Origin of the sequence: Pseudomonas sp. GV085 (assembly GCF_003050925.1) — a bacterium.
In the GTDB taxonomy this organism is placed as follows: Bacteria; Pseudomonadota; Gammaproteobacteria; order Pseudomonadales; family Pseudomonadaceae; genus Aquipseudomonas.
The window spans coordinates 336,063-350,214 of the sequence record NZ_QAOV01000003.1 but is presented as its reverse complement, the minus strand read 5'-3'; the positions used below and the strand labels follow the sequence as shown (position 1 = coordinate 350,214).

General features: G+C 61.1%; 13 protein-coding genes. 7 read left to right on the top strand and 6 right to left on the bottom strand.

Features of this window, described 5'->3' with window-relative positions; genetic code table 11:
* Positions 1-24: 24 nt before the first annotated feature.
* Positions 25-921, top strand: a complete 897-nt coding sequence (locus C8K63_RS08825; protein WP_108216491.1) for a cation diffusion facilitator family transporter — start codon at positions 25-27, stop codon at positions 919-921.
* On the opposite strand, the gene C8K63_RS08820 is transcribed toward C8K63_RS08825, so the two are convergent.
* Positions 915-1,952 carry a DUF6515 family protein gene (locus tag C8K63_RS08820; protein WP_108216363.1) on the bottom strand — a complete coding sequence of 346 codons (1,038 nt, stop codon included), beginning with the start codon at positions 1,950-1,952 and terminating at the stop codon, positions 915-917. The genes C8K63_RS08825 and C8K63_RS08820 overlap by 7 nt on opposite strands.
* A 450-nt stretch (positions 1,953-2,402) precedes the next feature.
* Between C8K63_RS08820 and C8K63_RS08815 the strand changes: the two genes are divergently transcribed.
* Complete coding sequence (locus C8K63_RS08815) at positions 2,403-2,882, top strand: Lrp/AsnC family transcriptional regulator (RefSeq protein WP_007937367.1); 480 nt, start codon at positions 2,403-2,405, stop codon at positions 2,880-2,882.
* 261 nt (positions 2,883-3,143) lie between these two features.
* Positions 3,144-3,353 carry a DUF2788 domain-containing protein gene (locus C8K63_RS08810; RefSeq protein ID WP_003185724.1) on the top strand — a complete coding sequence of 70 codons (210 nt, stop codon included), beginning with the start codon at positions 3,144-3,146 and terminating at the stop codon, positions 3,351-3,353.
* On the opposite strand, the gene C8K63_RS08805 is transcribed toward C8K63_RS08810, so the two are convergent.
* The 4 genes from C8K63_RS08805 to C8K63_RS08790 all read right to left on the bottom strand — a co-directional run bounded on the left by C8K63_RS08805 (position 3,348) and on the right by C8K63_RS08790 (position 9,780).
* Positions 3,348-3,983, bottom strand: a complete 636-nt coding sequence (locus tag C8K63_RS08805) for a pseudouridine synthase (protein ID WP_108216362.1) — start codon at positions 3,981-3,983, stop codon at positions 3,348-3,350. The two genes, C8K63_RS08810 and C8K63_RS08805, sit on opposite strands and share 6 nt — an antisense overlap.
* A 71-nt stretch (positions 3,984-4,054) precedes the next feature.
* A complete protein-coding gene (gene amn, locus C8K63_RS08800; RefSeq protein ID WP_177413224.1) occupies positions 4,055-5,554 on the bottom strand; it encodes an AMP nucleosidase in 1,500 nt (499 codons plus the stop codon).
* Positions 5,555-5,671: 117 nt separating this feature from the next.
* The gene (locus tag C8K63_RS08795; RefSeq protein WP_108216361.1) at positions 5,672-7,321 is read right to left on the bottom strand and encodes an acyl-CoA dehydrogenase family protein; all 1,650 of its coding nucleotides are present in this window, start codon (positions 7,319-7,321) and stop codon (positions 5,672-5,674) included.
* A 74-nt stretch (positions 7,322-7,395) separates the two neighbouring features.
* Complete coding sequence (locus C8K63_RS08790; RefSeq protein WP_108216360.1) at positions 7,396-9,780, bottom strand: hybrid sensor histidine kinase/response regulator; 2,385 nt, start codon at positions 9,778-9,780, stop codon at positions 7,396-7,398.
* 289 nt (positions 9,781-10,069) lie between these two features.
* Between C8K63_RS08790 and C8K63_RS08785 the strand changes: the two genes are divergently transcribed.
* From C8K63_RS08785 to C8K63_RS08770, 4 genes are all read left to right on the top strand, one after another.
* The gene (locus C8K63_RS08785) at positions 10,070-10,867 is read left to right on the top strand and encodes a hydroxymethylpyrimidine/phosphomethylpyrimidine kinase (protein WP_108216489.1); all 798 of its coding nucleotides are present in this window, start codon (positions 10,070-10,072) and stop codon (positions 10,865-10,867) included.
* A gap of 31 nt (positions 10,868-10,898) precedes the next feature.
* Positions 10,899-11,531 carry a thiamine phosphate synthase gene (thiE, locus tag C8K63_RS08780; RefSeq protein WP_108216359.1) on the top strand — a complete coding sequence of 211 codons (633 nt, stop codon included), beginning with the start codon at positions 10,899-10,901 and terminating at the stop codon, positions 11,529-11,531.
* 22 nt (positions 11,532-11,553) lie between these two features.
* Entirely contained in the window at positions 11,554-12,837 is a 1,284-nt protein-coding gene (gene hemL, locus C8K63_RS08775) for a glutamate-1-semialdehyde 2,1-aminomutase (protein ID WP_108216358.1), read from the top strand.
* A gap of 224 nt (positions 12,838-13,061) precedes the next feature.
* Positions 13,062-13,616: a tetratricopeptide repeat protein gene (locus C8K63_RS08770; RefSeq protein WP_108216357.1), complete on the top strand. Its 555-nt coding sequence runs from the start codon at positions 13,062-13,064 to the stop codon at positions 13,614-13,616.
* A 183-nt stretch (positions 13,617-13,799) separates the two neighbouring features.
* Here the strand turns inward: C8K63_RS08770 and C8K63_RS08765 are convergent, their stop codons facing one another.
* Entirely contained in the window at positions 13,800-14,129 is a 330-nt protein-coding gene (locus tag C8K63_RS08765; RefSeq protein ID WP_008052403.1) for a DUF1820 family protein, read from the bottom strand.
* Positions 14,130-14,152 lie beyond the last annotated feature (23 nt).

The following is a 14,152-nucleotide window of genomic DNA, read 5'->3' as shown; positions in this document are numbered from 1 at the left end:
ACTCTTCAAGTAACGATGGCCATTATGACCTCCAGCTCCGAACACGCCCGCCTGCTGCGGCTGGCGACCCGTGCCTCGGTGGCGGTGGCGTGCACCCTGATCGTCGCCAAAGCCATTGCCTGGTGGCTGAGCGGCTCGGTGAGCATGCTCGCCGGGCTCACCGACTCGGCACTCGACGGCGTCACCTCATTACTCAACCTGCTGGCGGTGCATTACGCCCTGCGTCCGGCCGACGACGATCATCGCTACGGCCACGGCAAGGCCGAGTCGTTGTCGGGCATGGCCCAGGCGTTGTTCATTGGCGGCAGTGCGGTACTGATTGCAATGCAGGCCTTTGATCGGCTGAAACATCCCGAACCGGTCGGCGCGCCGTGGATCAGCATCGGTGTGATTGTGTTCTCGCTCGCCCTGACCCTGGCCTTGCTGATGTTGCAACATCGGGTGGTCAAGGCTACCGGCTCCAACGCGGTGCGTGCCGACTCGCTGCATTACCGTTCGGACCTGTTGCTCAACGGCAGCATTCTGCTGGCGCTGGTACTGGCCGGGTTTGGCTGGGATCAGGTCGACGCCTGGTTTGGCCTGGGCATCGCCGCTTATATCTTTTGGAGCGCAGTGCGGATCGCCCGGGAGAGTTTTGCGGTGTTGATGGATGAAGAACTGCCGCCGGATGTCAGCCAGCACATGCTGGAATTGGCGTGCAGCGTACCCGGTGTGTTGGGTGCCCATGACTTGCGTACGCGGATCTCCGGCAACCAGTGGTTTGTGCAGTTACATCTGGAGTTGCCGGGGGAACTGACGCTGTCAGTCGCCCACGGCATCAGCGATCAGGCTGCCGCGGCCATTCACAACGCCTACCCACGCGCCGAAGTGCTGGTGCACGCCGACCCGCGGGAAGTGGTGAAAGCCGCCCGGGTTCAGTAATTCACCTGATAACCGCGACTGCTCAGGCAGTTGCCCTGGGCCTGTCGGTAGGCTTGCACCACCGACGGGTCTGGCTGGTAGGTAGCGGTTCGTGGATCGAAACCACTCTGCTGCACCGCGTATTGATAACACTCGTAGCCATCCCGACCGACCTGCTCCGTCGACTGACCGTTGGCCGGATACGCCTCCACGTCATAACCATTGCTGCCGGCCGGTGGTTCGCCAACCTGCGGCTCGACCACGACGTAGTCCTGAGTGCTTTCCTCATAGGCGTAATACGAACCGGCCGCAAGGAACAGCAGTGCCCCGCCGATGAACACTTGCTGGGCGTAATCGGGCAGGTATCTGACGCGAATCCCGCGCGGTGGCTTCACCACTTCATAGCGCGGGCCGAGCGGGCGATACCAGTAACCGCCGGAATAGTAGTAATCCATGCCACGGTAAGGCACGCGGAAGTGGCGTTCGGGGAAGCGGTCGATCATCTGGCCGGGGCGATACCTGGGGCCTGGCCCCCAGCCGTTACCGTATCCACTCGAGCGCCCCTGCATGTGATTGTCATAGGACGGTGCGACTGTGTAGCCATTCCAGCGCTGGTTGTAATTATTGCGACGCGGCTGGTCCTGGTAGTAACCGCGCTGCGGCGGCTGGGTCTGGTGCACGGTGTCGGGACGAGGCTGGATCGGCATGTCAGTGGCCGGTAACTGCGGCGCAGGCGGCGGCGAGCGAACCCGGCTGTTGAAATCCGGCGCTGGACGGTTCTGCCACTGGCCATTGTTCTGATGCTGATTCTGGCCGTTGTGCTCGTACTGGCGGTTGTCGTTGTTCTGCGCACGAGGCTCGCTCTGCGGCTGGCTGTTTTGCGGGCGCGGCGGGTTGTTGCCACCATGGCCCTGATTGTCACCCCGATGCCCGCCCTGGCCGTGTTGCCCGCCATCACGGTCATGGTTTTGTGGCTCATCGGCCATCGTTTGCGCCGTGACACTGACACACAGCAAACCAACGCCGGCCAAACGCCAGATGCGCGACTTCATGCTTTTCCTCATTGCGTGCTAGGGCCTGTACATAAGACTGGGAAAGCACGGGCCGGTTCTGCTACAGGTTATCTGTCACGCAACTTATTTATTGAGGGCCGCTCTTTTATTCACGGCAGCAAATTCCACGCAAGAAAAAGGGGAGACCCGTCGGCCTCCCCTTGGAGAACTTCGTCCTGGCTCGACGCTTGTGGCGCCGGCTCACCTCACGCCGTCTTCTGGACAGTGTGTAGCTCGGGGGCCGGCACATCCCCGGTGGGGGTGGCGACCGCGGCGGGCCTGATTGGGCGAGCCGCACTGGACTGTTTGTCCGAGCAGTGATTCTGGTGATAAGAATAGGCCGGGAGCGCCGGCAGAGGATTGCGAAGATTGCTTGATTAAACATCACTTGCGCAATTTTTAACCACGGATACATAATCCTCCGCAATAGTTACGACAAAGGACCGTTTGATGAGCAAGCTCGACCGTTACGACCTGAGTATTTTGGCGGAATTGCAGCGCGACGCGCGCATCTCCAACCAGGAGCTGGCCGAGCGCATCGGCCTGTCGCCTTCGCCGTGCTCGCGGCGGGTCAAGCAACTGGAAGACGACGGCTACATTTCCCGCCAGGTCGCCCTGCTCGACCGTAAAATGCTCGGCCTGAGCCTGACGGCCTATGTACTGATCGGCATGGACCGTCACACGCCGGAGCGTTTCGAAAACTTCGAAGCGGCCATCCGCACCCTGCCCCAAGTGCTCGAATGCAGCCTGGTGACCGGAATGGATGCCGACTATCAACTCAAGGTCGTGGTACCGGACATGGATCACTACCAGAAACTGCTGCTCGGGCATCTGACCCGGATTGAAGGGGTGACCAGTGTGCGGTCGAGTTTTGTGCTGAATCAGGTGCTCAATAGCACTGAACTGCCGTTGACTCATCTGCGTAGCTAAGTAGCACTTCTGTAGGCGCCTGTAGGAGCTGGTAGGAGCTGGTAGGAGCTGTCGAGTGAAACGAGGCTGCGATCTTTTGATCTTGTTTTTAAAAGGCAAGATCAAAAGATCGCAGCCTGCGGCAGCTCCTACAAGAGCAGGTCGGTTGTCAGGCCGGGCGACGAATGACTGCGACACACCGACGCAGGTCAATACAGCGCGAACCCGCGCGGGCGTATACTCCCCGCGCCCTTTTAGCCACGCCCGCGCTGGAGATGTTCGATGGATCCTGCCGTTTTCGAAGAGTGGATGATGACCGGACTGGTCAGCATCCTGATCATTTTCATGGGTTTCATCGTCTGGGATCTGGCGAAGAAGTCCAAGGCCGGGCGCTTTGGCTCGTTCATTCTGTTCTTCGTGCTGGGCCTGGGCGTGGCGGCGTTCGTCATCAAGAGCGTGGTGATCGGCCTGATCGAGTCCGGCGCCTTATAAGCGCGCCGACACTTCTTTCCACTGTCCCTGATCGAGCCCTTCGATCGTCCAGTCACCGATTCTGACCCGTACCAGGCGCAGCGTCGGCAAACCGACCGCTGCGGTCATGCGCCGCACCTGGCGGTTGCGTCCTTCGCGAATAACCAACTCCAGCCAACTGGTCGGCACGCTTTTACGAAAGCGCACCGGCGGATTGCGCGGCCACAACTCGGGTTCGTCCAGTTGCCGCGCCTCGGCGGGCAAGGTCATGCCGTCATTCAATTCGACGCCGTCACGCAAGCGCTGCAACTGCTCGGCGCTCGGTTCGCCCTCGACCTGCACCCAATAGGTCTTGGCCAGTTTGTGTTTCGGATCAGCGATCCGCGCCTGAAGCTGACCGTCGTTGGTCAGCAGCAACAAGCCTTCGCTGTCGCGGTCCAGTCGTCCGGCCGGATAGATTCCCGGTACATCGATGTAATCCTTGAGCGTCGCGCGTCCTTCGCCATCACTGAATTGCGTCAGCACATCGAACGGTTTGTTGAACAGGATCAGTTTCGGCTCGGCCGGCGGCGCCTTGGCGACACGGCGCGGGGCTGAAGGGGAGGGTTTCGCGCCAGGGCGGCGGGAAACGGGGCGTTGAGGACGGGACATGGCAAAGAGAACATCTAACGGTCAGGGCTCACTATGCTAGTGGCCTGACCGTCAAATGACCATGACAACGATCAGCGGAACGGCGGCTCGTCGAAACTGCGCAGTTTGCGCGAGTGCAGTGAGTTGAGCTCGGTGCGCAACAGATCCACCGCCTCGATACCGATCTTCAAGTGCTGGCTGACCGCGCGCTCATAGAAGGCGTTGGCCGAACCCGGCAGCTTGATTTCGCTGTGCAACGGCTTGTCCGAGACGCACAGCAACGTGCCGTATGGCACCCGCAAACGATAACCTTGCGCTGCAATGGTGCCGCTTTCCATGTCCACCGCCACGGCGCGGGACAGGTTGATCAGCGGCCGTTCCTGGGCCCAACGCAGTTCCCAGTTACGGTCGTCGTAGGTCAGCACGGTGCCGGTACGCAGGCGCTTCTTCAGTTCGTCGCCCTTCTCGCCGGTGACGTTGGCCGCCGCTTGCTGAAGCGCCAGCTGCACTTCGGCCAACGCCGGAATCGGAATGTTCGGCGGCACCACCCGGTCGAGAATGCCGTCGCGACGCATGTAAGCGTGGGCCAGCACGTAGTCGCCAATGGTCTGCGACTGACGCAAACCGCCGCAGTGACCGATCATCAACCAGCAATGCGGGCGCAGCACGGCCAAGTGGTCGGTGATGTTCTTGGCATTGGACGGGCCGACGCCGATGTTGACCAGCGTCACGCCGTGGCCGTCACTGGCGATCAGGTGATAGGCCGGCATCTGGTAGCGGTGCCAGACCACGCCGGCGGCAATCGCCGAGGCTTCGCCGTGATCCATGCCCTTCTCGATGATCACATTTCCCGGCAGCACCATGCGCACGAAGCGCGGATCTTTGCGCAGTTGCTCCAGACCATGGACGATGAACTGGTCGACGTAGCGGTGATAGTTGGTCAGCAGAATCCACGGCTGCACATGCCGCCAGTCGCTGCCGGTGTAATGCACCAGTCGGCGCAGGGAGAAATCCACCCGCGCGGCATCGAACAGGGCCAGGGGCAGCGGATCGGTGTTTTCCCAATCGTACAAACCGTCGGCAATGCCATCGGTCGCGGCCGACAGGTCGGTACTCGGGAACACCCGCGCCAGCACGGCAGCGGTGACGCCGGAACCCCCCAGTTCATCGCCCTGCTCGACCACATACGGATACGGGATGTTCTGCTCGCTGACACCGACTTCCACGGTCACGGTGAAGTCGTGCATCAGCGGAACCAGCTGTTCCAGCAGGTACTTACGGAATGCCGACGGATGGGTGACCGTGACGCTGTAGGTGCCCGGCAACTGGACTTTGGCGTAGGCACGGGTGGTCTGCGGGACTTCGCCCTGGCAAAGGTAGGTCAGGCGCAGCTCGGGATAACGGAACTGCGCTCGCTGCTCGGCATCAGGCTCGACGCGATCCTTGAGGTAACGCTTGAGCGCCTGGCTCAGCGCGGTGGTTGCACGATTGTGCAAGAGTGCAAGCCGATCCACGGCTTGCTCGGCGGTTTGAACGACAATAAAAGCTTCGGTCACGATCAGCATCCTGTGTTCTGACTTGCAGACCTTCATCTTGCCTGCATCGTCGCTTCACGGGAACAGCCAAAAAAGATCGCAGCCTGCGGCAGCTCCTACAAGGGCTCGTCGTGCACCCGTAGGAGCTGCCGCAGGCTGCGATTTTTTAACCAATCAGTACCCTTGCGGGGTCGAGCGGGCGACAATGGTTTCTACGTCCAGGCCTCGTGGCAATGCGCCATACACTCGGCCGCCACCCACCAGACGACTGGCGATGAAGGCATCACTGACCACCGCATTCCCGGCCTCCAGCAACAACTTGGCCTGCAACCCCAAGGCGATGTCTTCAGTCAGTTGGCGGGCGCGGTATTGGATGTCGCTGGTGTCCTTGAAGGCCGCCTGCAATTGATGGATGTGCGCAGCCAGGCGCTTGTCGCCATGGCCATCGCCCAACTCACTGAACAGCGCGTCGAGCACACCCGGTTCTTTCGACAGGGCACGCAGCACGTCGAGACATTGCACGTTGCCGGAGCCTTCCCACGTCGAATTCACTGGTGCCTCGCGGTAAAGCCGCGGCAGGATGCTCTCTTCGACATAACCCGCGCCGCCCATGCATTCGGCGGCTTCGTTGATCATGGCCGGCGCCCGCTTGCAGATCCAGTACTTGCCCACCGCCGTCACCAGTCGGGCGAATTTGGCTTCCTGCGAATCGTCCAGATGATCCAGTGCCCGCCCCATGCGCAGGCTCAAGGCCAGGGCGGCTTCACTTTCCAGCGCCAGATCCGCCAGCACGTTCTGCATCAACGGCTGTTTGCTGAGCAGTTTGCCGCCAACCGAGCGGTGAGCGCAGTGATGGCTGGCCTGAGTCAGCGCCTGACGCATCAGTGAACTGGAACCGACCATGCAATCGAAGCGGGTCATGGCGACCATTTCGATGATCGTTGGAACACCCCGGCCCTCTTCACCGACCATCCACGCCAGCGCACCACGGAACTCCACTTCACTGGAGGCGTTGGAGCAGTTGCCGAGCTTGTTCTTCAGGCGCTGGATGTAGAACTGATTGCGTGTGTCGTCCGGGCGGTGACGCGGCAACAGGAAACAGGTCAGGCCCTTGTCGGTCTGCGCCAGTGTCAGGAACGCGTCGCACATCGGCGCCGAGCAAAACCACTTGTGCCCCACCAGCTCATAGGCCTGGCCCGGACCGCTGGCACCGACCGGATACGCCTTGGTGGTATTGGCCCGCACATCGGTGCCGCCCTGCTTCTCGGTCATGGCCATGCCGATGGTGACCCCGGCCTTGTGGGCCATGCCGACGTTGCGCGGATCGTATTCGGTGGCGAGGATTTTCGGCAGCCATTTTTCAGCCAGGTCCGGTTGCAGACGCATGGCCGGAACGCTGGCGAAGGTCATGGTCAGCGGGCAGCCGCTGCCGGCCTCGGCCTGGCTGTGCAAGTAAGTCATGGAAGCGCGGGCCACGTGGGCGCCGGACTGCGGATGAGCCCAGGGCAATGAGGTCAAGCCATGCTCAACTGCCGTACGCATCAGTTCGTGATAGGCCGGGTGAAACTCCACCAGATCGATACGATTACCATACCGGTCATGGCTGTTGAACACCGGCTTGTTCTGATTGGCCAGGAACCCGGCTTCCATCAACGGGCCACCGGCCAGTGCGCCGTAGGCGTCGATCCGCGACTCGGCCCAACCGGCCCCGAAGCGCCGCGACCATTCCTGCAACGGCAAGTCGATGCGGTACAGGTTGACGCCGTCCAGTGACGGAGGCTGGTTGGTGACTTCGTGGGTTTCGGCGAACTGATGCAGGTTCATGACAGGGCTCCTTTGGTCGGCCAAGGGACTTCAGTTAAGCACCGCCCCTCGGCCGTTCAAAGTGTCATATCCGCCTAACTGTCGGCGCTTTCGCCCTGTTGCGAGCAGAGCACACGGCGGTAGAGGGCGGCCTGCAAGTCTTCGAATTTCACCGGCTTGTTCAAGTGATCAATCAACGCGCCGGTCGGGCAGCGTTCACGCTCGCCGCCCAGAGCGATCATGAACAACGGCAGCTCGGCATAACCCGGTAACGCGCGGATCTGGCAGCACACCGACTCACCGCCCTGCAGCGGCAACTGACAGTCGACCAGCACCGCGTCAAACACTTCGCGTTGCAAGAGATCGAGTGCGACATTGGCGCTATCAGCCGTACGCACGCGGAACCCCAGCTTGAGCAACATGCCGCGCATCACCAACTGGCTGATGCTGTTGTTATCCACCAACAGCACGGCACAATCCTGAGGCAAGCGCAGGCGCGGAAAATCCCGGGTCATCAACGGCATCACCGGACGTTCGGCCACCGGCAGCCCAACTTCGACATCCAGCTGAAACCGGCTGCCGCGTCCCGGCTCGGTGCGATGCGTCAGGCGTCCACCCAGCAATTCGACCAACTGTCGGCAAATCGCCAGGCCAACACCCAGGCCACCGTACTCACGAGTCATCGAGCCATCGAGCTGGAAGAACCGTTGATACATCGTGGCCTCCCCCAAATCAGTGAAGCCAATGCCCGTATCGATCACCGCGAAGGTCAACGCCAGCCGGTCGGGCTCAATGGCCTTGCCGGTCACCCGCAGGGCCAGGCCGCCGACCCTGGTGAACTTGATGGCATTATCCAGCAGACATTCCAGGCACTGCGCGATCTTGACGTTGTCGCCGTGCAAGCGATCCGGCACACCTGGGGCGATATCGACCTTGAAGTCCAGCGACTTACTCGATGCGTTGCCCTCGAACTGCATGCGCAGTGCCTCGACCATGCCGCGCAAGCTGAAGATGTCGGCCGAGGCCTTGAGTTTACCGGCCTGCAGTTCGGTGAGGGTGAGGATGCCGTTGACCATGCGCATCATGTCCCGCGCCGATCCCGCAGCCGTCTGCTGATACTGCTCGAGCTCCGGGTCCATTTCGACCGTCTGCATCAGCTCCAGCGAACCGATCACACCGTTCATAGGCGTGCGCAGTTCGTGGGTCAGGGTGGCAAGGAACTCGTCCTTGAGCTTGTTGCTGCGAGCCAGTTGCTGGTTGAGCGCTTCAAGCTTCTGGCTGGCGTCGAACAGGGTTTGTGCCTGCTGCTCGCGCATGTCGTTGATGCGGTCGGCCAGTGCCAGGGACAGCAACGCCACTTCGATGGCCGAGCCGATCTGGCTGGAATACATGGTCAGGAACACGTTCGGCAGGTAGCCCAGCACCATTAGCGTATTGACGATGCCGCCGAGCAAAAACGCCGACCAGGCAATAATGAAATACCGCGCCACCCGCAGGCCCCGCAGCCAGGCAAAGATCCCGGCGGCAAAAATCACCACGGTGAACGTCAGCGCCAGTGCCGTGGCCAGGCGCAGAGCCAGGGCGTAACTGCTCATCAACGACAGTCCGACCACCAGCGCACCGAAGGCAACCAGCGCCAGCAACAAGCGGTCGAGCCAGCGACTGTGGGTAGCCATTTGCAGGAAACTTCGGGCGAACTGACTGCCGAACAACCCCGCACAGCCGATGAAAAACGGAGTCGCGGCGTTGGCCCACCAAGGGTTGTCCGGCCAGAAATACTGCACAGCCGCACCGTTTACCGACAGCTGATACAAGCCGAACGAGGCGATATAGAAGATGTAGTAGAGGTAACTGGTGTCGCGCACGCTGAGGTAGATGAACAGGTTGTAGACCAGCATCCCCAGCAGCACGCCGTAGATCAGCCCCAATACGTAGAGGCGCGCAGGCTGATCTTCGAGGTAGGCGGTGCTCGACCACAAGGTTACCGGTGCCTGGATCGAGCCTTCGCTTTGCAATCGCAAGAATACGGTTTCGGCCTGGTCGGGCTTGAACGTCAGGTCGAACAAATAGTTGTTCTGACGAATCTCGCGGCCGGCGAACGGCAAGGCATCGCCGGTCTGCCTGACCAACTGATAGTTGCCGGCCGCATCGGGCAAATAGAGATCGAGATGATCGAGGGGCGGATAGGCCAATTCCAGCAGCCAGGTCCGTTGCGCCGCCGGATTGGCCGGACGGTAATGCAGGTCGATTTTCAGCCAGAATACCGAACGCGAGTACCCGGCGTTGAGCGTGTCTTTCTGGTGCGTTTTGAAGTTGCCAGCCGCCGCTTGCGCACGGATATCCGCGATGCTCGCCTGACCACCTGCATCCTCGTAGACCTGCAGGGTTCGGCCCAAGGGGAGGCTTTGAGTGAACTCATCGAACTCGACGGCGTTTGCCAGGAGGGGCAAACACAACAGCAACATCAGCAAATAGTGCATTGAAGCCCCAGCGTGGCCTGTCCGGTTCTGTCAGGAAGCCCCCCATTCCTTTTGAGCAGACGTAAAACCGGTATTACCTGTTATTGGTTTGGATCCACTCTAGCATAGCCGTTGATAGCCATTAAACACCATTGAAATTTTTCCTACAAAGGCTCTAGAACGGGCGTTACAGCGCCACGGATTGAGTTAGAGCTGTTGGCTTGGTCAGAAAGATCAAAAGATCGCAGCGCAATCGGCTCCGATGCGTGCGCACACCGAAAAAACATGTTTGGTGGTAAGCTCGCGCACCATGAATATCTACAGCTCTCGCCCCGTTGTCCTCTGTCTCTCCGGCCACGACCCAAGTGGTGGCGCCGGCTTGCAGGCAGATATCGAAGCCCTGCTCGCTCAGGGTTGCCATGCGGCTCCGGCCGTCACCGCCCTGACCGTGCAAGACACCGTCAATGTCACTGACTTCCGCGTCCTGGACCGTGAGTGGGTACTGGCCCAGGCCAATGCCGTGCTCAACGACTCCGAAGTCGCCGCGGTCAAACTGGGCATGCTCGGTTCCCTGGAAATGGTCGACACCGTGGTCGAACTGCTTTCGGCGCACCCGCACTTGCCGGTGGTCTGCGACCCGGTGCTGCGTGCCGGCGGCGGCGGACGCCTGGGCAAGGACGAAGTCGGCTACGCCATGCGCGAACGCCTGCTGCCCCTGTCGATCATTGCGACCCCTAACCTTCCCGAAGCCCGGATCCTCGCCGAACTGCCCGAAGGCACTGCGGACGAGTGCGCTGAAAAACTCCTGCCGTTCGTCAAACACCTGTTGATCACCGGTGGCCATGGCGACGAAACCGAAATCCACAATCGCCTGTACAGCCGCGACGGCCTGCGCGAAACCTTTACCTGCCAGCGCTTGCCGGGCAGTTATCACGGTTCCGGTTGCACCCTGGCCAGTGCGCTGGCCGGTCGTCTGGCCCAGGGCGAAAACCTCGCCAACGCCGTGCAGACCGCGCTTAACTACACATGGCGCACCCTGCGTGATGCCGAGCAGTTGGGTAAAGGCCAGTTTGTGCCGCGTCGTTTACCACTGGATTTCTGTTCGTAACTTCTATTTGCAATGCGCAGAGGCTTGTCCGATGAAACTACGTGGCCTGTACGCCATTACCGACAGTCAGTTACTGGCCGGTAAATTTCTTTCGTACGTGGAGGCGGCGCTTGAAGGCGGCGTCACTCTGCTGCAATACCGCGACAAAAGCAGCGACGAGGCCCGTCGTCTGCGTGAGGCCGAAGCCTTGCGCGGGCTGTGCGAACGCTATAAGACGCAGTTGATCATCAACGACGACGCCGAGTTGGCGGCCCGCCTGAACGTGGGCGTGCACCTGGGTCAGACCGATGGCCCACTGACTCCCGCCCGTGCTCTGCTCGGGCGTCAGGCGATCATCGGTTCAACCTGCCACGCGCAGCTCGAATTGGCCGAACAGGCTGCCAAAGAAGGTGCCAGCTATGTCGCCTTCGGCCGCTTCTTCAATTCGAACACCAAGCCCGGCGCGCCGACCTGCAGCCTCGAGCTGCTCGACCAGGCCCGCAAGCAGTTGCACCTGCCGATCTGCGCGATCGGCGGCATCACCCTGGATAACGCTGCCCCGCTGGTGGCCCACGGCGTCGATCTGCTGGCGGTGGTGCATGGCCTGTTTGGCGCCGAGAGCACGGCCGAGGTGACCCGCCGCGCCCGCGCCTTCAACGAATTGCTTTCTATTAAAGTCGCTTAAAATCTGATTTGAGAGCCCGATCATGTCTCGTTCCGAAACGCTGTTTGCCAATGCCCAAAAACACATTCCCGGTGGCGTGAACTCGCCGGTTCGCGCGTTCAAGAGCGTCGGCGGCACGCCGTTGTTCTTCAAGCACGCCGAAGGCGCCTACGTCACCGACGAAGACGACAAGCGCTATGTGGATTACGTCGGCTCCTGGGGCCCGATGATCCTCGGCCATAGCCACCCGGACGTGCTGGACGCCGTGCGCAAACAGCTTGAGCACGGTTTGTCCTACGGCGCCCCGACCGAGATGGAAACGCAGATGGCCGACCTGGTCTGCTCGCTCGTGCCGTCGATGGAAATGGTGCGCATGGTCAGCTCCGGCACCGAAGCGACCATGAGCGCCATTCGCCTGGCCCGTGGTTTCACCGGCCGCGACAGCATCATCAAATTCGAAGGCTGCTACCACGGTCACTCCGACAGCCTGCTGGTCAAGGCCGGCTCCGGCGCACTGACCCAGGGCGTACCGAGTTCGGCCGGTGTACCGGCGGCATTCGCCAAACACACCCTGACCCTGCCGTTCAACGACATCGACGCGGTAGCAACCATGCTCGCCGAAGTCGGCCAGGACGTGGCCTGCATCATCGTCGAGCCAGTGGCCGGCAACATGAACTGCGTGCCGCCGGCACCGGGTTTCCTCGAAGGCCTGCGGACCCTGTGCGACAAGCACGGCGTGGTGCTGATTTTCGACGAAGTGATGACCGGTTTCCGTGTCGCCCTCGGTGGCGCCCAGGCGTACTACGGCGTGACACCGGACCTGACCACCTTCGGCAAGATCATCGGTGGCGGCATGCCGGTCGGCTGCTTCGGCGGCAAGCGCGAAATCATGCAGCGCATCGCTCCGCTGGGCCCGGTCTACCAGGCCGGCACGCTGTCCGGCAACCCGCTGGCGATGGCTGCCGGCCTGACCACTCTGCGCCTGATCAGCCGCCCGGGCTTCCATGCCGAGCTGACCGACTACACCACTCGCCTGCTCGACGGCCTGCAACAGCGCGCCGATGCGGCCGGCATTCCGTTCGTGACCACCCAGGCCGGCGGCATGTTCGGCCTGTATTTCAGCGGCGCCGACGACATCGTCACCTTCGATGACGTGATGGCCAGCGACGCTGCTCTGTTCGGTCGCTTCTTCCATCTGATGCTGGAAGGGGGCGTCTACCTGGCACCGAGCGCCTTCGAAGCCGGTTTCACTTCGATCGCTCATGGCGAAGCCGAGCTGAAACTGACCCTGGATGCCGCCGAGCGCGCCTTCGCTGCCTTGAAATAACGCTGTGGCGCTGACGTTGGCCATTGCCGGCGTCAGCTTTCACCTACACGCCCGCCTGTATTCCTACAGTTTCAGCAAAAATCCCTCGCAAAACGGGTGATATATTTCCCGCGCAGCAGAAAAACGAGTAAAGACTTTGTAAGGTTGCCCCTGCTTATTTCATAATGCGCGCTTATTGGATCCCTCGATGGGTCCGCGCGCCCTTCAGAGGTAAGTCGATTCCCATGAACCGCACCGGCCGCACCCTTGCACTGGGCTGCCTGTTGCTTCTTCAGCCCCTGCTCGCGCACGCACAAGCAGGCGGCAACTCGTTGTTAATCCCAGCGATGGGTCGCTGCACCCTCAATACCCAGCCGCAAGACCTGGAACAGGCGCTCGCCGCCTGCCAGAAAGCGTCGGATGAAGGGGATGCACAAGCGCAATACGAGTTGGGTGAGTTCTACTACGAAGGTAAAAACGCGCAGCGCGACCTCAATCAAGCCCTGAGCTATTTCGAAAAAGCCTCGCTGCAAGGCCACGCCCAGGCACAATTCAAGCTCGGCACCATGTTCTTCCACGGCGAAGGCGTGCCGGCCAATAACGTTCAGGCGTACATCCTGCTGAAGATGGCGGCGGTCAACGGCGCCGAAGATGCCCTGGATACCGCCGACGAAGTCACCGAAAAGATGCCCCGCGAAGAACTCGAAGTCGCCACCCAGGTGCTCGGGCAAATTTTCCGCAAATATTTGATGGAATTGCAGAGCGCTGACGGGCGTACGCCTTTCGCGCCTCTTCCCTGAATACTGCAGACTTCGAGGTGGCTTGTTGTGGCGAGGGAGCTTGCTCCCGCTGGGGCGCGAAGCGGCCCTAAACCCTGCAATCGCACTCTGCCTGACACACCGCGCGTTTCGGTCTTGCGACTGCTTCGCAGCCGAGCGGGAGCAAGCTCCCTCGCCACAACAAGCCTCTCTAGCCGCTGCTACTTACTTCTCAGGCATTGGCATCGGAAACGGCATTACATTGCCGACCGCACCACGGGCTTCGCTGATTTTCGGTGTTCCCATACGCTCGACTTCGTCGATACGCACGATCGAATGCATCGGCACAAAGCTGCGCACCACGCCTTCGAACTGAGCCTTGAGCTTTTCTTCGCTCGGATCGACGACCACTTGCGTGCGCTCGCCAAAGACGAACTCTTCCACTTCCAGAAAGCCCCACAGATCACTTTGATAGATCTGCTTGGCGTACATTTCGAACACCTGGCCCTGGTTGAGGAAAATCACCTTGTAGATTGGAGCTTCACGTTTGGTCATGGCGGGCGAGCAACACATCGGGG

Bases quoted from the DNA above. Each gene is read 5' to 3' on its own strand.
- C8K63_RS08825 (WP_108216491.1), top strand. From the start codon at position 25: ATGACCTCCAGCTCCGAACACGCCCGCCTGCTGCGGCTGGCGACCCGT.
- C8K63_RS08820 (WP_108216363.1), bottom strand. From the start codon at position 1,952: ATGAAGTCGCGCATCTGGCGTTTGGCCGGCGTTGGTTTGCTGTGTGTC.
- C8K63_RS08815 (WP_007937367.1), top strand. From the start codon at position 2,403: ATGAGCAAGCTCGACCGTTACGACCTGAGTATTTTGGCGGAATTGCAG.
- C8K63_RS08810 (WP_003185724.1), top strand. From the start codon at position 3,144: ATGGATCCTGCCGTTTTCGAAGAGTGGATGATGACCGGACTGGTCAGC.
- C8K63_RS08805 (WP_108216362.1), bottom strand. From the start codon at position 3,983: ATGTCCCGTCCTCAACGCCCCGTTTCCCGCCGCCCTGGCGCGAAACCC.
- amn (WP_177413224.1), bottom strand. From the start codon at position 5,554: ATGAAGGTCTGCAAGTCAGAACACAGGATGCTGATCGTGACCGAAGCT.
- C8K63_RS08795 (WP_108216361.1), bottom strand. From the start codon at position 7,321: ATGAACCTGCATCAGTTCGCCGAAACCCACGAAGTCACCAACCAGCCT.
- C8K63_RS08790 (WP_108216360.1), bottom strand. From the start codon at position 9,780: ATGCACTATTTGCTGATGTTGCTGTTGTGTTTGCCCCTCCTGGCAAAC.
- C8K63_RS08785 (WP_108216489.1), top strand. From the start codon at position 10,070: ATGAATATCTACAGCTCTCGCCCCGTTGTCCTCTGTCTCTCCGGCCAC.
- thiE (WP_108216359.1), top strand. From the start codon at position 10,899: ATGAAACTACGTGGCCTGTACGCCATTACCGACAGTCAGTTACTGGCC.
- hemL (WP_108216358.1), top strand. From the start codon at position 11,554: ATGTCTCGTTCCGAAACGCTGTTTGCCAATGCCCAAAAACACATTCCC.
- C8K63_RS08770 (WP_108216357.1), top strand. From the start codon at position 13,062: ATGAACCGCACCGGCCGCACCCTTGCACTGGGCTGCCTGTTGCTTCTT.
- C8K63_RS08765 (WP_008052403.1), bottom strand. From the start codon at position 14,129: ATGACCAAACGTGAAGCTCCAATCTACAAGGTGATTTTCCTCAACCAG.